This is a genomic window from Thalassoglobus sp. (genome assembly GCF_048270125.1).
Lineage (GTDB): Bacteria > Planctomycetota > Planctomycetia > Planctomycetales > Planctomycetaceae > Thalassoglobus.
The window spans coordinates 1-20514 of sequence record NZ_JBLWTN010000021.1 but is presented as its reverse complement, the minus strand read 5'-3'; the positions used below and the strand labels follow the sequence as shown (position 1 = coordinate 20514).

The 20514-nt window shown below is 49.8% G+C and carries 15 protein-coding genes; 8 read left to right on the top strand and 7 right to left on the bottom strand.

Translation table 11 applies throughout. The features are described from left to right. Positions 1-41 precede the first annotated feature (41 nt). The 3 genes from ACN0YR_RS18830 (at position 42) to ACN0YR_RS18820 (ending at position 2415) form a co-directional block, all read left to right on the top strand. A complete protein-coding gene (locus tag ACN0YR_RS18830) occupies positions 42-938 on the top strand; it encodes a hypothetical protein (RefSeq protein WP_417850758.1) in 897 nt (298 codons plus the stop codon). Further along, on the top strand, positions 922-1305 hold the full coding sequence (locus tag ACN0YR_RS18825) for a hypothetical protein (RefSeq protein ID WP_417850757.1): 384 nt from the start codon (positions 922-924) through the stop codon (positions 1303-1305). Before ACN0YR_RS18830 ends, ACN0YR_RS18825 begins: the two co-directional genes overlap by 17 nt. 168 nt (positions 1306-1473) lie before the next feature. After that, positions 1474-2415, top strand: coding sequence for a sigma-54 interaction domain-containing protein (locus ACN0YR_RS18820; RefSeq protein ID WP_417850756.1), 942 nt, complete (start codon positions 1474-1476; stop codon positions 2413-2415). Between the two features lie 38 nt (positions 2416-2453). Here ACN0YR_RS18820 and ACN0YR_RS18815 read toward each other — a convergent pair whose 3' ends face one another. Further along, positions 2454-2750 (bottom strand): DUF4404 family protein, encoded by a 297-nt coding sequence (locus ACN0YR_RS18815; protein WP_417850755.1) that lies wholly within the window; start codon positions 2748-2750, stop codon positions 2454-2456. 668 nt (positions 2751-3418) lie between these two features. Here ACN0YR_RS18815 and ACN0YR_RS18810 point away from each other — a divergent pair. Then, a complete protein-coding gene (locus ACN0YR_RS18810) occupies positions 3419-4525 on the top strand; it encodes an SGNH/GDSL hydrolase family protein (protein ID WP_417850754.1) in 1107 nt (368 codons plus the stop codon). A 219-nt stretch (positions 4526-4744) separates the two neighbouring features. Here ACN0YR_RS18810 and ACN0YR_RS18805 read toward each other — a convergent pair whose 3' ends face one another. From ACN0YR_RS18805 to ACN0YR_RS18795, 3 genes are all read right to left on the bottom strand, one after another. Then, the gene (locus ACN0YR_RS18805; RefSeq protein ID WP_417850753.1) at positions 4745-6151 is read right to left on the bottom strand and encodes a sodium:calcium antiporter; all 1407 of its coding nucleotides are present in this window, start codon (positions 6149-6151) and stop codon (positions 4745-4747) included. 458 nt (positions 6152-6609) lie between these two features. After that, positions 6610-7059 (bottom strand): tellurite resistance TerB family protein, encoded by a 450-nt coding sequence (locus tag ACN0YR_RS18800; RefSeq protein ID WP_417850752.1) that lies wholly within the window; start codon positions 7057-7059, stop codon positions 6610-6612. Between the two features lie 89 nt (positions 7060-7148). Continuing rightward, on the bottom strand, positions 7149-7592 hold the full coding sequence (locus ACN0YR_RS18795; RefSeq protein ID WP_417850751.1) for a tellurite resistance TerB family protein: 444 nt from the start codon (positions 7590-7592) through the stop codon (positions 7149-7151). 340 nt (positions 7593-7932) lie between these two features. Here ACN0YR_RS18795 and ACN0YR_RS18790 point away from each other — a divergent pair, with 340 nt between their 5' ends. Together ACN0YR_RS18790 and ACN0YR_RS18785 are read left to right on the top strand one after the other, a co-directional pair. Then, complete coding sequence (locus ACN0YR_RS18790; RefSeq protein WP_417850750.1) at positions 7933-9273, top strand: PQQ-binding-like beta-propeller repeat protein; 1341 nt, start codon at positions 7933-7935, stop codon at positions 9271-9273. 346 nt (positions 9274-9619) lie between these two features. Then, a complete protein-coding gene (locus tag ACN0YR_RS18785) occupies positions 9620-10258 on the top strand; it encodes an SOUL family heme-binding protein (RefSeq protein ID WP_417850749.1) in 639 nt (212 codons plus the stop codon). A 234-nt stretch (positions 10259-10492) separates the two neighbouring features. Here the strand turns inward: ACN0YR_RS18785 and ACN0YR_RS18780 are convergent, their stop codons facing one another. Then, positions 10493-11686 (bottom strand): right-handed parallel beta-helix repeat-containing protein, encoded by a 1194-nt coding sequence (locus ACN0YR_RS18780; protein WP_417850748.1) that lies wholly within the window; start codon positions 11684-11686, stop codon positions 10493-10495. Between the two features lie 307 nt (positions 11687-11993). On the opposite strand from ACN0YR_RS18780, the gene ACN0YR_RS18775 reads away from it, so the two are divergent. Further along, positions 11994-14288 (top strand): ATP-binding protein, encoded by a 2295-nt coding sequence (locus ACN0YR_RS18775; RefSeq protein WP_417850747.1) that lies wholly within the window; start codon positions 11994-11996, stop codon positions 14286-14288. Between the two features lie 86 nt (positions 14289-14374). On the opposite strand, the gene ACN0YR_RS18770 is transcribed toward ACN0YR_RS18775, so the two are convergent. Together ACN0YR_RS18770 and ACN0YR_RS18765 are read right to left on the bottom strand one after the other, a co-directional pair. Continuing rightward, complete coding sequence (locus ACN0YR_RS18770) at positions 14375-14620, bottom strand: hypothetical protein (RefSeq protein WP_417850746.1); 246 nt, start codon at positions 14618-14620, stop codon at positions 14375-14377. Positions 14621-14745: 125 nt separating this feature from the next. Beyond that, the gene (locus ACN0YR_RS18765) at positions 14746-18723 is read right to left on the bottom strand and encodes a PAS domain S-box protein (RefSeq protein WP_417850745.1); all 3978 of its coding nucleotides are present in this window, start codon (positions 18721-18723) and stop codon (positions 14746-14748) included. Positions 18724-19098: 375 nt separating this feature from the next. On the opposite strand from ACN0YR_RS18765, the gene ACN0YR_RS18760 reads away from it, so the two are divergent. Beyond that, positions 19099-19917 (top strand): glycerophosphodiester phosphodiesterase, encoded by an 819-nt coding sequence (locus ACN0YR_RS18760; protein ID WP_417850744.1) that lies wholly within the window; start codon positions 19099-19101, stop codon positions 19915-19917. Positions 19918-20514: the final 597 nt, after the last annotated feature.

Genomic DNA, 20514 nt, shown 5'->3' with positions numbered 1-20514 from the left:
GCTCGCCTTTCACATTCTCACTTTTTTTGAATTCGCTGACTATGAAAATTACGATCGTGTTCTTCTCAGTCTGCTTAATTTTTATCGCACAGCATTCGCTTGCTGCTCAGGAAGTCGAAAGCCCTTCGAGTTCATTGATTGATGAAGTTGTCGAAAAAACGAATCAGCTGAATTCTCCTCAGCAGGAGAATTTATTGGAACTGAAGAAGCAGCGGTTTGATGATCTGCAGAAACAGATGGAACAACTGACCGAGCGGTGGATGGAGATGAAGCGTGGCAAGAGTTCATCAACAAATTCTACTCATCCGGGGAAGGTCAAGGTGCCGTTGGCTCTTCCATCTTCTGGCGAAGCTTCAGTAGAAACAAAAACGGAGCCAGAGTCTGAGTCTGAGACAAGTACCAAGCCGAGTCCGGTCCATTCAGCGACGATGCCTGACAGAGAAGGCCAGCAAGAGCCAGGCGGGACAAATTCGAGAGTGCCCTCGATGGCGAAGGATTTGAACGATCAGCCGATCGACGATCCCTTGCAAACTGAAGCGGAATTACCTCCAGCGACTAACTTGGAAACGATCGGGGATTCTCAAAAGAGTGATGGGCCTATTGATCGGTTCGCACTTTCTTCAAGCCTGTTCGCGACGGGACACTACGATGAATGCCTGCGGGTTTTGAGTGCGATTGAGAAGACTGATTGGAGTCGCCATGAATCGCACTGGGCTGACTTTCTGCGGGCGGGGTGTTATCGCAAACTTGGTCAACTGGAGGTGGCCCAACAATTGTATCGCCGTTTGGTTTCCGATGAGGAGTCGGAGTGGATCGGAACGGTTTCGGGTTGGTGGCTCGACCAGATTCAAGAACAAATCGAGATCGACAGGAAAATTCAAGCGATCTCAGTTGCTCTGGAGCAGTGGGAAAGGGAAGTTAATGACCTCACGAAATGAACTGAATGAGCGTTCAGTTGAAAAGCACTTGCTTTGCCTCAATGCGTTGTACCTAAAGGGCCTGCAGATTCTGAAACGTTTTGATTCACAGGAAGGAGACGTCGATTGTGAATTACAGGAAGTCATGAATGCCATTCAGCAAGCAGAGGTGAACACCGGTTGGGCATCAGAAGAAATGTTTGGCTTGATACGGAATTCCGAACAGCTTTCAGCACTTGTCAAAGAGCAGGAGCGGCTCATTTCGATGTTACTCAAAGAGGTTGGTGTTCTTGAGCGGGAACTCAAATTTAAAAGAGAGCAGTTGCTTCCGAAACGGGATCATCAGTTTCAAGTGAAACAGATGAAAGCCGCCTATCAGAAGCATTAAGAGCGAACTCAAATTTGAGGTGGCGGGCAGTTCTTGGGGCAGTAGCATAAAATGTTTTGGCTTACTGCCTCGTGGCGAACAGTATTTTTACTAGAGAAATGCGTTCTTCACGGGCACACGATAGGGCAAACTGCTCTAATAGCATTGGCAGCGATCCGGGGGAAAAACGTGTCGATCATTTTTCAGTCGCAGTGCATCAACGAGTTGTTAGACCGAACGAAACGATTCGCAAAGTCATCTGCAGCGATTTTGATTACAGGTGAAACTGGAACAGGGAAGGAATTGTTGGCGCGAGCGATTCATGAATTCAGCAACCGCAGCAAGAATCCCTATTTGCAAGTCAATTGTGCTGCACTCTCAGAACAGTTGATTGAAAGCGAACTGTTCGGACATGAAACAGGGGCGTTCACCGGGGCGACTCAAGCTCGTCAGGGACGATTGGAAGTCGTTGAAAACGGGACACTCTTTCTTGATGAAATCGGCGAACTTCCGATTGGGACGCAAGCAAAATTGTTACGAGTCCTTGAAGAGCGTGAGTATCAGCGCGTCGGTAGCAATCAAACTTTGAGCGTCAACGCTCGCATTGTGGCAGCCACAAATCGTTTGCTGGATCAAGAAGTTCGAGAGCGACGATTCCGTGAAGACCTGCTGCATCGGATCAACGTCCTATGCCTCGATATTCCACCGCTTCGAGAACGTCGGGATGACATTCCTCCCCTCGTGACACATTTTCTGAAACGATTTCAGTCTGAAGGGGAGTGTCAGGTTCTTCGGGTTTCCTCATCTGTCATGAGGCAACTTTGTGAGCATGACTGGCCGGGAAACGTCCGTGAATTAAGGAATACTGTCTTGAAAAGTTGCGTGCTGGCTCAAGGGCCAGAGATCACCGCAGTTGAGTTTCCCACACTGACAGAACGGGCTTCGTTTGAAGACGAACTCCCTGCCAGTTTTTTGAAACTTCCACTTGAAGAGATTGAGCGACGTGTAATTTTAATGCGGTTGTCCCAGAACCAGGGGAACAAAGCCGCCGCTGCCGAAACTCTGGGAGTCACCTCACGGACGCTCCGCAATAAAATGGATCGTTATCGGAAACTGGGATATGTCGCCTAGCAAAAGAGCGGGGCATGTAGTTACTACAGTTTGCTCCGTCAGATTCCAATCCTGCTGAGTGCAGTTGCCACGCGTCCAATCACTTCAGCGAGTTTCGGGTAGGATTCTTCGAATTCATCCGTAAGACTCAGAAGTTGATCGAGGACGCCTTCTTTCTCAATTTGCACGGGCTCGCCATTTTCATCAGGCTCGGGCGTTTCCGTCGTACAGACTAATTGAATGTCTGTTGCCAGTTGTTGGATCAAGGCTTTCGTTTCAGTATCAACCAGTTCGGGAGACTTTGCGAGTTCCTGATGCAGTTCCGAAAGAGTCTCTTTAAGTTGTTCGCGTTCCATTTCCCTGTCTCTATTGACTGATTCGCATTATCAGAACTTGAAAAGTGACCGGACTTCCAGTCAATGATACCGATTTTAGAGCAGTTTGCTCTACCGTTTGCCTGTGAAGGACGCATTTCTATAGTAAAAAGGCTGTTCCCCGCGAGGCAGACCCTGCAAACCAATTCGAAAGATGCTCTAAAAGTCTTGTTGGAATTTCTTCTTTGCTCTCATAAATTTGCTCAAACAATTTGTTCTGGCAAACCCTGAAACAAGAAGAGTGATTTTAATAAATTGCAACGATTTCGCGGTTGTATTCGTGATTTCGATGTTACTCATCGTTGATGAGGGCGTCGAGATCGGTCGATTACGTTCTCCGCTTTGCTCGAGAATTGTACCAGGACCCATTGCCCCAGCCTCACAAAACTTGAAAAATCGATCGTGGAACCATAACTTGACTACGCAGAAACTGAAATGAACTGGGCGGAAAATGAATGAAACCAACCAGATCTTCCATCTGTCAATCCATTTTATAGTGATTCAACGCGCTCTCTTAGAGTGATAAGAGAATGATTGGGTGATGTTCAGCTCTCGATGCTACTCATTCAAGATGATATCGGTGAGAGAACGTCTCTGTTAGAGCCTCGCATCAATCGTAAAATAGTCCACTTAAAAAAGTGACAGAACCAATGACATTGCCTCTCTCTCGTCGAAGATTTCTCGCAGCGACCAGCTTGTTCGCTGTTGCACCTTATTCCCTCAGTTTTGGTCAGGATCAGGGAAAGAAAATTGTCTGGCACGATGTGAAGGACTGGGGAGTTGAAGGGAAAGGCTGGAACGACACAGCGAAGTTTTTCGATCGTCTCCCTGCCCGTGCAGAGGGGAAAGTTCGTACTCCAGTTTGGAACTTGAGTCGACACTCTGCCGGGATGTCAGTGCGATTCACAACGGATGCAACATCGATCCATGTCGATTACAAAGTGACGTCGTCGAGTCTGTCTATGCCACACATGCCAGCGACCGGGGTGAGTGGATTTGATCTGTATGGCCAAGATGAGAAAGGAGACTGGAAGTGGATTGCGGTGGTGAAACCTACCAAGCAGGCTGCTCAGGTGAATTTGATCACCGGTCTTATTCCAGGCAAGCGGAATTACATGATCTACCTTCCGCTTTATAACGGAACCGAATTTTTGAAAGTTGGAGTTCCAGAGGGAAATGTCTTCGAGCCAATTGAACCGCGACAAGAGAAACCAGTTCTGTTTTATGGAACTTCAATTACTCATGGAGCGTGTGCATCTCGTCCGGGAATGCCACACCCATCCATTCTCGGGCGTCGACTGAATCTTCCGATTCTCAATTTGGGATTCTCCGGGAATGGAAAGATGGAACCCGAAGTCGGAGAGTTCTTAGCGGAACTCGATCCAGCTGTTTATGTTCTCGACTGTTTGCCGAACATGGTGGGGCAAGAAGTCGCAGCCCGTGCCGAAAACATGGTCAAGCAACTTCGTGAGGCCCGTCCTGAAACTCCAATTGTGATGGTTGAAGACCGGACGTATGCCAGCGCACCTTTCTTGCAATCGCAGCAGGATCGGCATGCCGGAAGCCGCAAGGCATATCAGGCAGCGTATCAGTCATTGCTGGCGAGCGGAGCAAAATCTCTGTTCTACATCGATGGGAACAGTCTGCTCGGAGAAGATCGTGACGACACCACCGATGGCTCGCATCCCTCTGATTTGGGGTTCTATCGACATGCCGAAGCGATGGAACCAGTGCTTCGCAAAGCACTCAACATGTAAAAATGTGGTTCTTTAATTTTTTCGGACGAATAATTCTCTTCGCCAATTTGTGACTGAACCAGAAACTTGAACATGGCTTATTGATCGTTGAGAAACCTGATCCAGGAAGCTTCTCGTTTTAGAGCAGTATGCTCTACCGTTTGCCCGTGAAGAATCCATTTCTCTAGTGAAATGCTGTTCGCCTCGAGGCAGATCCTGCAAAACAATTCGAAAGATGCTCTAAAATAAAATCCCGAGCGATCCTAGAACAGCGTAAGCAATGAAGATGGCATAGAGTCCGCACAGGACAATTGCCTTCTTAAAGGTTAACTGGCGGTTATGCCACATGATTGCCAGTGTTGCCACAGTCAAAGCAACGAGGAGAATACGTAAACCGACAAGTCCGGCAATCGGTTTGCCATCTTGCAGCAACGTTACAGGCTGCCACCCAGTGAGATAACTGTTGACGAGAAGAGGGATCGACAGGCAGACGCAGATGTCGAAGATGTTCGATCCGAAGGCGTTGGAAACGGCACCGGAGTCATCGCCACGTCGGGCTGCTGCGATTGCCAGAAATGTATCGGGGACTGAGGATGCCGCAGCCGCCAAAATCACCGCGACGAAAAACGCCGGGACTGCAAGTTCTTTTGCAGTTTCGATAGTGACCTCAACCAGAAAATAACACGCCACCGCAGAGACAATGGTCGCTGTCAGCAGGATGAGTGGCGTCGAGAGATTATTGAGTGGGATTGAAAGATAACCAAAGAAGGCTCCAGCTTCGTCGGGGGTCTCTTCTTCTTCAAGTTCCTCACGGCTAATGTGCAGCCGGATTTCATCCTGAGCTTGCATGGTCAGCGTTCTGGAGACATTCAGCCCCTGTGCATGTAATGCGTCGATGACTTCTCCAATCTCGACGTCCGCTGATGTTTCAGTCAAATAGGACTTTATGGCTGCCATCTTCCTTCGAAAGACAAGTGCGTCATGATAGAGCTGATAGATATAAATGGCGTAAGCGATGAGGAAAATAATCCCCATCCACCAGTACATTGTGTTTTGAAACAGAAACAGAATCAGGAGCATTTCACAGGCGACAAACCAAACACCATCACGTGAGATGACTTCATCTTCGACATCAATCGTCGGACGTTCCTTGCGAGTGTAGGCGATCACCAGCGCGCAGAACGCCGGGATCAGAATCATGTTGTACACCGCACTTCCGGCGCAAGTCGCAATTGTCGAACCATAGCCTTCTGCTCCGGCAGCTTCGATAGCTTTGGCATCTCCACCACCGCTGACTGCCTGAATCGCCAGAACCACAAAGAAGATCCCGCTGAAGAGTTCCGGCATCGAACTGGCAATTGCATCGAGCGTCGCCCCACGGACCGATCCGGGGATTTGTAATTTTTGTCCCACCCATTGAGCTGCGTCTGCAAATGGATCGCAAGCTTGCCAGATCACAATGGAAATGACCGCAACTTCGAACATCAGAAACCCGAGTGTTGCCCAGGTCGCCTCTGTCGTCGAAGAGAGCCACCAAAAAGCAGCGAACGCGATGAAGATGACGATGGAGACTAGGAGACCTGTCTGGCTAGGTTCGTTATCGCTGTTCTCCTGGGGGGTCGATTCCGGTGAGATTTCAGTGGACATGGATGTCAATAGGGGATGGGTGAATGGCAGCAGATCTCGGTGATCGTGCAGGAAAAAAGCAACGCCCGTTCACAGGAACAGGCGTTTGTAAAATTTATTAGAGCATCTTTCGAGTTGGTTTGCAGGTTCTGCCTCGTGGCGAACAGCATTTTTATTAGAGAAATGCGTTCTTCACGGGCACGCGGTAGAGCAAACTGCTCTAGATCTAACAACGTCTGTACAATTGAACGTAACCTGAGTAAGTGATAAGCATCTAAGAGATCTTATTCGAGAATTCTCAACACTTTCTGCGATCGTAAAGATGACTTTTGTAATTCAAGGGCTGTTCTCTACCATGCAGATTTGTGAGACCAATGTCAGCTTAACTCTTTTATTTAAAGACGCGCAGTGTCAAATTGTTGGGAAATCGAGGATAACATGGAAGCTCTGACCATTAAAGCCTCAGCTCGTCACGATTCTCAGCCTTTGTTCTTATAGACCATGACTTTAATGATGGTTTTTGCGCGGTTGTCTTCGATTTCGAGCTGGCGCATCATTTGGTCGATGAACTCTTTTTCGTCGTTTTCCACGACACCGTCAGCGAGGACGATGTCGCACGCGTTGACAAAAACTGTTTCTCGAAGTTCCGGAGGAATGGCGGGGATTGATTTTTGAATCAGTTTCTCCGGTCCTCCTTTCTTGAGCACGCCAAGCAGTCGATCCATCATACTGCCGAAATTGGAATCGGACAGGCGAGAGTAAAGTTTCATGCGGCCCAGAATTTTCATTACCCCTCGGACTTCCTCGTCCGAAGTATGTCCATCACAGGCAGATGCGGAAATCAGAATCCCTGCAAATCCTTCCTGTGGGCCAAACGATTTTTCTGAGAATGCATCTGAATCACCGAGGACGTCATCAAATAAAGACATAATACCGATCCTGTTAAGTTCAGGGAGAGCGTATGAATGTGCTGGCTTTCAATTTTCGCTGTCGTTGATGGGGGAGCCGGTGCTTCAGGCTATCCCCGGTTTTTGACAACCATAATTTCGGCAATCACCTTGGCGACCGGACCTTCGAGGTTCAATTTCTTTCGCAGTTTCTCGATGAATTCTTTTTCGTCATCCTCGATGACTCCGTCTGCCAGGACAATGTCGCAAGCATTCGCAAACGCTGTCTTTTCCAGACCGGCAGGAAGCTGCTCGACACATCCATCAATTAAGAACTCGACTCCTTTCTTTTTGATGACTCCGTAGAGCTTATTCAACATTTGGTTGAACTGCTTGTCGTTCATACGTTCGTACAGTTTCATGCGGGTGAGCGCGACGCACAAGCCGTTGACTTCATCGTCCGCGAGGTGTCCGTCGCAAGCTGTCGCACCCATCAGAATTCCCGCGAAGGCTTCCTGAGGAGAAAGTCGTCCGCCTCCGTCCATGCCGCCGAAGAGCGAGTCAAAAAGTCCCATAAGATGTGATCTCCTCAGTTGTCGAATCGATATGTTTGTCCGAAGCAGGTATTGAAATTGGTGAGCGTCTGCTCCCTCCGAGTGGAAACCAGACGCTTTCTCTTAAGTTTGTAAGGTATCCCCGAACGTTGATCTGTTCAACTCTCCGAATACATTAAAATTCAGTCAAAAAAATCTTGAACAACTGATCAAAAGTCGAGTGAATCAGAACCATTTCAGCAGTCTTGCAGGTGCTTTGGGCAACCTGCAGATTTCAAAAACTGCGAAACTATTCTGGCTCGAAGGGTGTTAAAACAAACAGGAGACATCTTTCGTCAATCCCTCAAAGAACGGAATAAACATGCTTCGGTCAGCTTATTGTGCGGCACTTCTGGTTGCGATTTCCTTCAATACGAATTCCGTTGAGGCGACTGACTGGGCACGGTTTCGTGGCCCAAATGGTTCTGGAATCAGCGAAGATGGTGCTGTCCCAGTGACCTGGAGCGAGAGTGAGAATCTCAAATGGAAAGCAAAACTCCCCGGTCCTGGTTCATCAAGCCCGATTGTCGTTGGCGACAAAATATTTCTGACGTGCTGGACCGGGTATGCAACGAGCCGAGAAAACCCTGGTAACATCGATGACCTGATGCTGCATCTGGTCTGTGTGAATCGAACGAATGGTGAGATTCAATGGACGAAACCGATTGAGCCGACCGGTTTGGAAGAAGAGTATCGTGGAATGTTCGCGGAGAATGGGTACGCATCTCACACTCCCTGCTCTGACGGGGAACGAGTTTATGCATTCTTTGGAAAGACTGGAGCTGTCGCGTTTGATATGGAAGGCAACCAGCTCTGGCAAACTTCACTCGGAACAGAAAGTGATCCTCGCGGATGGGGTTCCGCATCGAGTCCAATTCTTTACGGAAAGATGCTCATTGTCCCAGCTACTTCGGAAAGCAAAGCGATTGTGGCTCTGGATCAGAAAACCGGCAAAGAGATCTGGCGGCAAGAGGCCCAAGGTTTCACAGGAACGTGGGGAACTCCTGTTGTCGCTCAGCTTGAAGACGGAAGCGAACAACTTGTGATGGGCGTTCCGTATGAAATTTGGGGGCTGAGTCCTGAAACCGGAAAATTGAAATGGTACGCCGAGACTGTCGATTCTGACTCAATGTGTTCGAGTGTTGTGGAACACGACGGGATTGTCTACACAGTGGAAGGTCGAAGTGGAGGGGCGGCAGCTGTCAAAGTTGGGGGCAAGGGAGACGCAACCAAAAGCAATGTCCTTTGGACCGGTCGAAACCGTGGACGAATTTCGACTCCGATCTATTTTGAAGATCGTCTTTACTGGATCAGCAACGGAGTCGCCAATTGCCTCGATGCCAAATCGGGCGAAGAGGTGTATCAGGCTCGAGTCCAATCCTCCTCAGCTGCTCCTTCCGAATCGAATAGCTCGCGCGGATTCCGTGGACGTGGAGGACGTGGTGGTGGACAAAGCTACTCTTCGCCAGTTGTCGCAGATGGAAAGATGTACTACGTCAATCGGTCGGGCGATGCGGTTGTCGTCGAACTCGGGGCTGAGTACAAACAACTTGCGACAAACAAGTTCGAAGATGATGACTCCGACTTTCACGCGACTCCAGCCATCAGCAACGGCCAGCTCTTTATCCGCTCAAACACTTACCTCTACTGTGTGGCTGAATAGCAGTCTCTTGGAAAATAACTTTGAAAGGTCTTTCGTTGTCGCAGCGATCCTTCGGCCGAAAGAGAATCTCTATCCTTCGTTGACTCCTGCGCGATATTTACAATCGCTTTCTGGCTTGCGGTGATCTGCGTTATTCCTGCGAGAACCTTCGTTTCACAGGGAAGGGAGTACAAAATACCCCTGCGAAGGTGGTCAACAAATGACTCCGGTCTAAAGTAAAGCAAGTCCAGAAACTTGTGGAAGATTCATTTCTCAGTGCTTGAGAGAGTAATCTCAGGTTTCAGGATCAGTTCGAAAATGTCCATCGTGGTCAGAGCTAACAATAGATCCTTGTGGAGTTAATGAAATGGAAAAGCGAATGTTCTACTTCTGGGGAATCGTTGGGCTGTCTGTCTTTGTAGGATTGACCTGGACCGTCACCGCATTCGCTGGCTATGAGTCGGCTGAGTACGAGGTCGTCGAAAATGATGGCAATATTGAGATTCGCAAGTATCCCGATCTGACTCTGGTCTCTACAAAATCGGAGACCGATTCGGAAGGTAAAGATGGCAGTTTCATGCGATTGTTCAGTTATATCAGTGGAGCCAACGAATCGGCCCAGAAAATTGAGATGACAACGCCTGTTTTTATGGAAAGAGGCGACGCAGAAACGAAAGCGACCATGGGCTTTGTGGTGCCTCAGGATGTAGCGACAGCAGGCGCACCGAAGCCTCAAGGAGCGGGAGTCTCAATTAGCAAGAGAGAAGGGGGGCGATTTGCCGTCATTCGCTTCTCTGGAAGAATGAACTCCGAACTCGTGAAGAGTCAGGAATTGAAATTGCGGAACTGGATGAAGTCGCGAGAGCTGGAAGGGGAGATTTCTTCTGAATCTGCAGGATATGATCCTCCGTTTACTCCAGGCCCGCTTCGTCGAAACGAGGTTCTTATTCGGCTGAAAGAGATTACGCCCCCGGAATCAACTTCTCCCAACTCGGCCACAGACTGATTCTGTTTCTCAGAATAATTGAGCAGTTTGCACTACCGTGTGCCCATGAAGAACGCATTTTTCTAGAAGCAGTCTCAAAACCTATGGAATTGCAACCTTTCTCTGTACCAGAGAAGTGAACAGCAAGTTTTGAGACCAGTTCTATTAAATATGCTGTTCGCCACGAGGCAGAACCTGCAAACCAATTCGAAAGATGCTCTAGCTGACAATTTTTACGCTCTATTCACTCTCTGATTATTGTCGGACTCCAGCGTTTTGAACTGGTGATAAATCGCTGAGAGCGAAATCGCCATGCTCGGGATCTTGAAACATCGGAGGCTTTCCGTAGCTGCCATGTTCTTCGGTGGTGGGCAACTTGAGCTGAGAACTACGGTCAGGGTTGTCGAGACAGTACCAGTGGTTGTTTGCAAACTTGAACGTCTCGGGATCTGTCTCTCCGCCAATGTTGACGATCGTGCGAACTTCGTCTGAACGAAACGCGACGATATTGTTCGAGAAGACTCCGTTGCGACACCGAATAAATTCTGGTCCCTGCGATTCTTGGAGAATCCGCATGACCCAGCGTGTTGGTCGGTATATCGTGTTGTACCTCACAGTTGCCCCATCTGCTCCGACAAATGAGATCGGGGACATCGATCCGATAATCGTGCAGTCTTCAACTTTAATCCGCTTCGCTTCGTAGTTCGCATTCCGAGGCCGAAAGAAATCTTGGCCGGTACTCCCACCAATATTGACAGCTCGGCTTCCGGCATTTTCAAAACGGCAATGATGCAGGACGATCTCTGAAGAGCCCCCTTTCATTTGTACTCCGCTCGCGGCGATGTCGCTGCGATACCTGAATAAGCAGTTCTTGATTTCCCCTTGGTGACAGCCGACCATGTCGATGGCTGATCCGCGGTCTCCCCAACGTTCAATCTGGCAATCCTTGATTACGAAATCGTCGATCCCCGACATTTTAATTCCGTCACGATTTCCTTTTGGTCCAACATCCTTCACGTGAATTCTATCCAGGACAACAAACCTGCCGGGAGGGTTCTCTCTTCCACCGTCGTCAATGTTGAGACCGTTGCCAGTTGCGCCCTGCAGGACGAGATTTCGCAGTTCGATATGCGCTGGACTGCGAAGGTGAATGCCCGAAGTGCCGCCGGTGATCACAGGAGGCTGACGAGGATCACGACCTTCCAGAATGATCGGCTTCTCTTTCGTTCCTCGAAGATTTTCGAAACTCAATCCGCCACGATATTCACCCGGGGCGATGAGTATTTTGGATCCGGGTTGCGCTCGGTTGATGGCGGCGATCAATTCCGTCCGATTCGCGACTTCAATCTCTGACACATCCTGCTGTGCGAACAAAGACGTCGAAAAACATGTGAAGAGAATCGCGATCGTCTTCGCCTGGGGAAAAGGATGTCTGCTGACTCGAGTCACTATGGCCTCCAATGAAATTTTGATCCAGCAACAATTATGTCACGACGCCTTCATCCAAGGTCGGATCCAAGCGACTCGCAATTAATAGCACAAAAGCCCTGCCTGAGGAATTGTCTTCATCGCATCTTATGGACTCCGGTGCTAGGATGGGCGTCTATGCAGAGTCATCATGCACAGTCGAAACAGACCAGGGAAGTCACGCGTGGCTAACGCTGCCCACATCTCCGCCCAGATGCTTAGAGAAGGGCGCCGTGCGCTTGCGGAGATTGTTTGTTCTCGTCTTGGTTTCACGGAGTCTGACCAACAAATGCAGCCTCGTTCCGCACTGTCAACGCATAGTGTAGATCAAGCTGAGACTCAGATTCACATTCTGGCCGCATGTCTGGAATTCTCAAGTCCGGCACTTCTGGATGACTATGTGCGGTGGATATCGAATTTGCCCAAAGCGGTCTCTCCGATTCAGTACGACATTTCGAGTTTTCTGGAAGAGTTGATTCGCATTGTAGAAACGCAGTTTCCAAGCGACGTTACAAGTGTCGTCAAAACCTTCATCGACAGAGCGATAGACTCGCTTCGAGATGAACCAACGGAAGGAGCTGCTCTCTCATCTGGCAGCCATCCGCATAAAAGCCTTCAGCGTGACTACCTTGCATTTCTTCTGGCCACGCGCCGAAACGATGCTTTAGAGATCGTTTTGCAGGCAGTGGGTTTGGGAGTCGACATCGAGTCAATTTATCTCCATGTCATTCAGCCGACTCAGCAGGAACTTGGCAGACTGTGGGAAACAGGGAAAATTAGCGTCGCCCAAGAGCACTACTGTACCGCAGCGACTCAGTTTGTGATGTCTCAGCTTCAGCCATATTTTTTTAGAGATCATTCCTCGGGCAAGACTCTCGTGGCGACCTGTGTTGGTGACGAACTGCATGAAGTTGGTTTGCGGATTGTCGCAGATTTATTTGAAGTCAGTGGGTGGAATTCGGTTTATCTGGGAGCAAATGTTCCGGCTGAGAGCATTGCTCAAAGCATTATCGCCAACGGGGCACAAGTGCTTGCAATCTCAACCACGATGACACAGCATCTCTTTAAGCTCGCAGATGTTGTAAGTGTGGTGCGAGCCAATCCCGGGTGTGAGAATGTGAAAGTGGTGGTTGGCGGCTATCCGTTTAATGTCGATCCATTTTTGTGGAAACGTGTTGGAGCGGATGCTCACGCGATTGACGCGAAAGCTGCCATCCAGGTCGCTAATCAATTGGCAGGCTCCGAGAGTCAAGCACCTGAAAACAGACCACAGCGATCGATCTCGCAGAGTATCGAAGAGAACATCCCGATGGTCTTCGGCGAATCGGATGATGATCTGAGCCGATTAAATAACAGCCTGATTACTGTTCAGCGAAAACTGACGAAGGCAAACGTTGAGTTAGCTGCGTTGAACAAAGCGAATCAAGAGAAGGCTGATTCGCTTGAGCAGGCAGGCCGTCGCAAGGACGAGTTCCTCGCCATGCTCGCTCATGAATTGAGAGGTCCATTGGCCCCGATGGAGCTTGCTGTGGCACTCCTTCAGATGGATGACCTGCGACCGTCCATCGTTGCGGAGGCCCGCGAGACCATGAAACGTCAACTGCACCAAATGAGTCATTTGATCAGCGATCTTCTCGATGCTTCGAGAATCGCTCACGGCAAGATCGAATTGAAAAAAGAAACACTCGATTTGGCTGCCGTCATTCATCGAGCCGTCGAGATTGTACATCCTCTCATACAGGACAAAGCACAAGAGCTGACTCTTGACATCCCAGCCGCACCTATAAAACTCATCGGCGACGAGATTCGATTAGCACAAATCTTTGCGAACTTACTGACGAATGCCTCGAAGTACACAGATCGAGAAGGCTCGATCTGGCTTTCCATTAGGCGAGTGAGAGATCAGGTTGTTGTCAAAATTCGGGATAATGGGGTTGGTATTGAAGCAGATTTACTGCCCAACTTGTTTATAGCATTCACTCAAGAACAACGCTCAAGGCAGTACTCAATGGGAGGGCTGGGGCTGGGATTAAGTTTGGTAAAGCAACTTGTGGAACTTCATGAGGGAACCGTGAAGGCCGAAAGTGAAGGTGCGGGACGAGGGAGTCTGTTCTCAGTAACGCTCCCCTCACTTGAAGAGCAAGAAGACGTTCAGAACATTGAATTGAACGAAACGCAGGAAGCAGAAATGGACCAGCCATCTCGCCGTGTACTCATTGTTGAAGACAGCGCAGGAATTGCCAGAATGACGGCGATTCTCTTTAAGAAACTTGGGCACCTTCCGGAGATCGCTCTTGATGGCGGGACAGCGATCAAGAAATACAAAGAGCTGCAACCGGAGATCGTCTTACTGGATTTGATGCTTCCAGATATGAGCGGACTTGAAGTGACTCAAGAGATTCGGCGACTTGATCTGAACAATGCGACGCTGATTGTGGTTTTGACGGGTCATGGAGACGATGAGCATCGCCAATTGGCAAAAGAGAGCGGATGCGACGAGTATCTCGTTAAGCCTGTTGATGTCCGAGACTTGAAGGAGCTGGCGACTCACCCCAAACTCATGACGACCAAAGATTCTCGGTAACAATCCCGTTTTCGTTGTGGTTGTCAACGTCGATGACGTTTACGGTGAGATTGAGAATACGATTGACGCTCTCAACAGTGGGAGTATCACTCTTGTTCATTCACGGCAACGTCCACAATTTCTGCTACGATTTGCTTTAAGGGCTCGACCCCTTCTTGAACGATGGTTTGCGACAACTCTGCAAATTCCTCTGGGTCTTCTCTGACCGCTTCCAAGGCTTGCAATCCCATCGTTACGACGCCCAGGTAGGTTTTCATGTCGTGTTGAAGTTGCCGGAGTTGGTCTTTGCGCCCCTTATTGGTTGAGGGTGAGAGGTCCTTTTCTGAACTCATCGGTGTTGTCCTGTTGCGGAAGGCTAGAGCATCTTTCGAATTGGTTTGCAGGATCTGCCTCGTGGCGAACAGCATTTTTACTAGAGAAATGCGTTATTCACGGGCAAACGGTAGAGCAAACTGCTCTATCGGTTCGTTTCGGTCATTGAGTTATCGAGGAGTTCTTGAATTGTGGCTGGTTCCGCAGGCTTGACCAGGTGATGGTCGAATCCTGCCTCCTTCGTTTTCAGCTTATCTTCTTCTTGTCCCCAACCTGTCAGGGCGATCAGTGTCATCCCATTGCTCCACGGTTGAAGACGTATGTGCCGGGCGGCTTCGTAGCCGTTCATCTTGGGCATTCCGATGTCCATGAAAATCACATCTGGCATAAACTCTTCAGCAATTTCGATTCCTTCTTCGCCATCGTGGGCTTTGCGAACCTCGTTTCCGAGCATCTTGACGACCATGCCTAACATGGTTGCTGCCGCTTTATTATCGTCCACGACGAGCACCTTTCGCTTTGTTTTTGGACTCGTCGGTCCCTCGTTCTGATCAGCGATTGGTTTTTCATCGTTCCGTTCCAGGAGGATCGGAAGACGCACACTGAACAGGCTTCCATTGCCTGAACCCTCGCTGTGAACTTCAATTTTCCCGTCGTGCATTTCCACCAGCGACTTGACGAGCGAAAGTCCGATACCGAGTCCTGTGTAGCCTTTCTCTTGCGGTCGGTCGATCTGAGTAAACATTTCGAAGATGCGATCGAGCATCTGGGAAGGGATGCCGAGGCCGTTGTCCTCAACCGAAATGACAACGTCATTATTCTGTCGTTCTGCGGACAAGCGGATGCGTCCACCTTCGGGGGTGTACTTGGTGCTGTTGTTGAGCAGGTTCGATAAAACTTGCGTCAACCGGTTGGGGTCGGCATCCAGGTAGATCGGCTCTTGAGGAATGTTCACTATCAGTTTGTGGTTTGACTCGGAGACGAATGGGCGAGATGCTTCCACCGCACTCTGCACAACATCGGCCAGTTCCACTCGGCACTTGCGGAGTTCGAGCTTGCCTTTGGTGATGCGGGAGACATCGAGCAGGTCATCGACCAGCATGATTAACTGTTGCGTCTGCCGCTCCATTGTGCAGCGGATTTCTTCAATCGTGTCAGGGTCGTCCTTCGACAACTTCATCACTTCCAGGCCAGTCCGAATCGGAGCCAGCGGATTGCGAAGTTCGTGGGCCAGAGTCGCCAGGAAATCGTCTTTACGACGGTCAGCTTCGGACAATCGGACAGCCAAATCTCGCAGTTGGTTCTCCTGTTTCTTTCGGTCGCTGATGTCCTTAACGGTTCCCAACATGCTGGTTTCATTAGAGATCGCAGTCTGGTAGTGGCTTCCGTGCCCTTCAATCCAGTGAATTGTCTGATCTGGCCAGATGACACGGCACTCAAAATCCCAATCTGATTGATCCTTCATTGCTTGATGAAATTTATGATCCACCACTTCCTTATCTTCGGGGTGAACATGACTCAAGAAAATTTCATAACTCCACTCGGGGAGAAGCTCGTCATAACCAAAACACTTGTCATGCGTTAGAGAACGGTGAGCTGTGCCGGTCACGAGATTGAGAGCCCATTCGCCGATTTGTGCTGTTTTCAGAACGAACTGTAACCGGGTAGCAAGTTCCTGAAGTTCCTCTCTTAACTCTCTTTGTTCGGTGATGTCCATGACCGTGCCATCGAAGCTGACGAGCCGGCGTCCTGCTTCCGTTTGCTCGAAGTTCGCACGTCCCTTGCCGAACACCCAGCGGATCGCCCCGTTCGGGTGAACCACTCTGTATTCCTCAGTGTATGGGGAGGGGTTGTCAGGCCGAATTGCTGCTGCCACTGCATCTCGAATTCTGTCGCGATCATCGGGGTGAAGCGCTTCGAATGCCGCTTCGTATGTAAGCGGGGCGTTGCTGCCGTGAAAGATGATCCGAAATCGGTCGTCAGATTCGAGATGGTTCGCAGCAGGATCGATATTCCATGCTCCGAGTTCTGCAGACTCCATCGCGACTTGGAGTTGTTCTTTGCTGATTTTCAGCGATTTTTCGACTTGCTTGCGCTCTGTGATATCTACGACAACACCTGGGAGACGAATAGCTTGTCCCGATTCATCTCGCTCTACCCGACCACGGGCGACAACCCACCGGATGCGTTCATCGTTCCCAACGATTCGATACTCCGCTTCGTAGTTCTCTTCCGACTCCAATGCCTGTGCGATTGATTTTGTGACCCATCCCTTGTCGTCAGGGTGGATTGCCTTGAGGTAAGATGCGAGATCTCCGCGTTCCTGCTCATCGGGCGTGACGCCGAACATGCGCGCCAAGTTCGGGTCGGATCGGACAACATTCTTAATGGGATCGAACTCCCAGGTTCCAATTTCTCCGGCGGTCAATGTCGATTCCAGTCGGGAACGAGCTTCCCGCAACTCATCCTCCGTTCGCTTGATCGCACTGATATTCGTGTTTGTGCCAAACCAGCGAACGATGCTGCCGTCTGTATCTCGAAAGGGAACAACCCGTGTGAGGAAAGGCTGGAACTTTCCGTCCGCTCCACGTATAGGAAGTGTCATGTCGAACGAGTTGCCGGTTTCCAACGCACTTCGCCACTGCTTAATGACTTGGGGCAAGACATCAGGCTCAAGCACTTCTTGCCATCCCCAGCCTGCCATTTGCTCGAATGTCGTGCCGGTGTATTCGTACCAGCGGTCGTTGTACCAATCGATGTGGCCATCTGGCTGTGCCATCCACGCCAATTGCGAGATAGCATTCCCTAGCTGAACGAATCGTGTTTCGCTATCGCGCAGTCGCTCCTCAGCCTCCATCCGCTCAGTAATATCTCTAGCGATCTTGGAGGCCCCGATAATTTGCCCTTGTGCATCTCTGATTGGTGAAATCGTCAATGAAACGTAAACACTTTGACCATTACTTCTGAGACGCACCGTGTCGAAATGTTCGACATGCTGCCCAGCTCGCAATTGTGCGATAATCTGATCTTCCTCCGCGATTCGTTCTGCCGGGATCAGCATGGAAATATGGCGACCGACAGCCTGCTCTGCGGTATAGCCAAAAATCCGCTCGGCGGCAGCGTTCCAACTCTGAATAATTCCATCGAGAGTCTTGCTGATGATGGCATCGTTGGACGAGGTAATAATGGCTGCCAAGAACCGAGAATGTTCTTCTCGTTTAGCATTCTCCCGTTCCAGTCTCCTTCGCTGAGTGACATCACGAAATACAAGCACACAACCAATCACGTCTCCTTTTTTTGAGCAGATCGGAGTCGCACTTTCGTCAATTGCCCGCTCGGTGCCATCCTTCCCAATCAGGATTGTATTGCTGTCCAGACCGACAACTGAACCTTCTCGAAACGCCTGTGTCGCCGGGTTTTCCACGGGTTGACGAGTGTTTTCGTTCACGATGTGAAACACAACGTCGAGCAGTTGACCAGTCGCTTCAGAGTTCGTCCATCCTGTGAGGGACTCAGCGACGGTATTCAGATTGACGCAGCAACCATTCATGTCGGTCGTGATGACCGCATCTCCGATGCTTGCAAGTGTCGTTCGCAGTCGCTCATCTTGCTCTCTCAGTTGTTCCTCAGCCTTCATACGCTGGAGGACCATCGCTGTTTGATTCGCAACCATGTCGAGTAACAGCCGATCATGTTCGGTCGGAAACTCATTGCTGCGAGAGCCGGCGATAAGAACTCCCAGATCCTCGGCGAACCCGACCTGGGTGACCGCCATGTGGAGTTTTCCATCTCCAAAAGGATCGGAAATCGTTGAGGTTGGAGCCCCTTCCTCTGAGCTTAATATCGGCTGGAGTGAAGCTTGAACCGTGTCAACGATCGCGGGATCGGAGCCATTTTTGGTCCGGACAACTTCGAACAATCCCTCACTTTTCAGCCCACGCAACTGGATGTAAAGCAAGTCTGCCGACAACGTGTCAAACAGAACGTCGACTAAGTTCCGGGCGATCCCCTCGGGGCCTAGTCCGATCCAGTTTGCAGGCAAGGTCGAGAGGGCGACCAAGTCCCGCACCGTCCGTTGTAAGCGGCGATTCTCCTCTCCGGGATTGTTCTCTCTAACGTGCATTCCTGACCCAGCAATTGTTCTCAGATCCGAGTAAATTTCCGGACGCTAGAAGCTGGGATTCTAGCACGTGCGGAGTGAGATCACAGCTGTCACGAGTCTCTAAATTTGAGATCCGTTGCCAGATTTTCTCTTCTCCATTCCCTGACTGGGAGCGATCTGAAATCTCTTTTATCCCGCAGATTTTGTCTCACGGGCCGGGATGTTTTCATCGCCATGCACAGAATGCCTCGAATTTTCTGCAGCAGTGGCTTGGCTGAAATGTTAGAGTGCTGTCATCAAACTTGACTTATTTTTCCCACTCAACGCCTTGCCGGTCATGAGCCGTTTATGCTGATGTTAAAGGTGTGTGAGAAACTGATATAAAACGGAGCAATCATGACTATTCGCCGTACACTTCTTCTGATGGGGTTCTTCATCGCCATTCTCTTCAGTCAATCCGATGCAGATGAGAAAGCTCGACCGCTGATCGTCGCTCACCGTGGCCTGTTGCACCACGCGCCAGAGAACACGCTGGCAAATTTTCGGGCGTGCCTCGAACTGCGACTCGGATTTGAATTCGATGTGGAGCGAACCAAAGATGGGCACCTGGTGTGCATTCATGACAGCACAGTGGACAGGACCACAAACGGAACTGGAAAAGTCTCTGATTTTACGCTGACTCAAATCCGTGAACTGGATGCTGGGAGTTGGTTTGATCCGATGTTTGCTGATGAGAAAGTACCGACTCTCGAGGAAGTCCTGAAACTGGTCGCCGAGTATAAACAGCATCGCGTCTTGATTGCCGTCGATCTCAAGACCGGAGGTGTCGAGCAGGAAGTCGTTCAGCTCGCAAAGAAGCACAATGTACTGGGGCGATTATTGTTTATTGGTCAGACAATCTCAGACTCAAATGTCAGAGGGCGACTCAAACAAGCATCGAACCAGGCAGAGACTGCCGTCGTTGCCAATAACACAGAAGAATTTCCTGCTGCCCTCGCTGCCACCGATGCTGATTGGGTTTACTTTCGCTATCTGCCACCGAAAAGGCAGATGGAAGCGGTGCGGAATGCGGGGAAACGATCCTTCATTGCCGGGGCGACTGTTGCCGGCAATCTCCCTGAGAACTGGCAACACTGTGCCGAGGTGGGATTGGATGCGATTCTGACCGATTATCCGCTGGAATTACGACTGTCACTGATTTCGGAGACACGGTAGTGCAAATCTGTTCAAAGTCATGCTCCCCATTTGGATTCTTCCAGAATGACATTCACAGATTAGAGCATTTTCGATGCTTGTCGTGTCCGGGTAGTTCGCTTTCATAACTTTATAGACGGCTCGAGACGAGGCAAAACGTAAAGATCAAGATAGGATTTGCTCTAGCGACCTCTCAAAGAGCGACCTCTCAAAGAACGGGAGAACTTCGAGGGAGGTTGTGCGATGTTCATCCCAGTCAGGTGGACTCGTTCGAGAACTACAGCGCAGATTCAGCATTTGCAATTTATGGCCTTCGTCGCCCTCGGTGGAGAATAATTAAAATTCTGATAACGCCCGTCGTGTCACTCCCTAAACACGAAACTTGCATCCTGAACGGAGTGTTTGTGGGGGTGTCGTACGGGTATTGATGGTGAAGCGACGTTGATGGTATGCTCGCTACTCAACTAGAGCATCTTTCGAATTGGTTTGCAGGATCTGCCTGGTGGCGAACAGTATTTTTACTAGAGAAATGCGTTCTTCTCGGGCACACGGTAGAGCATCCATGAGGAAGTTTCTGTCAAGTCGGGAGTGAGACGATTGCGGGATTTTCCAGGCATC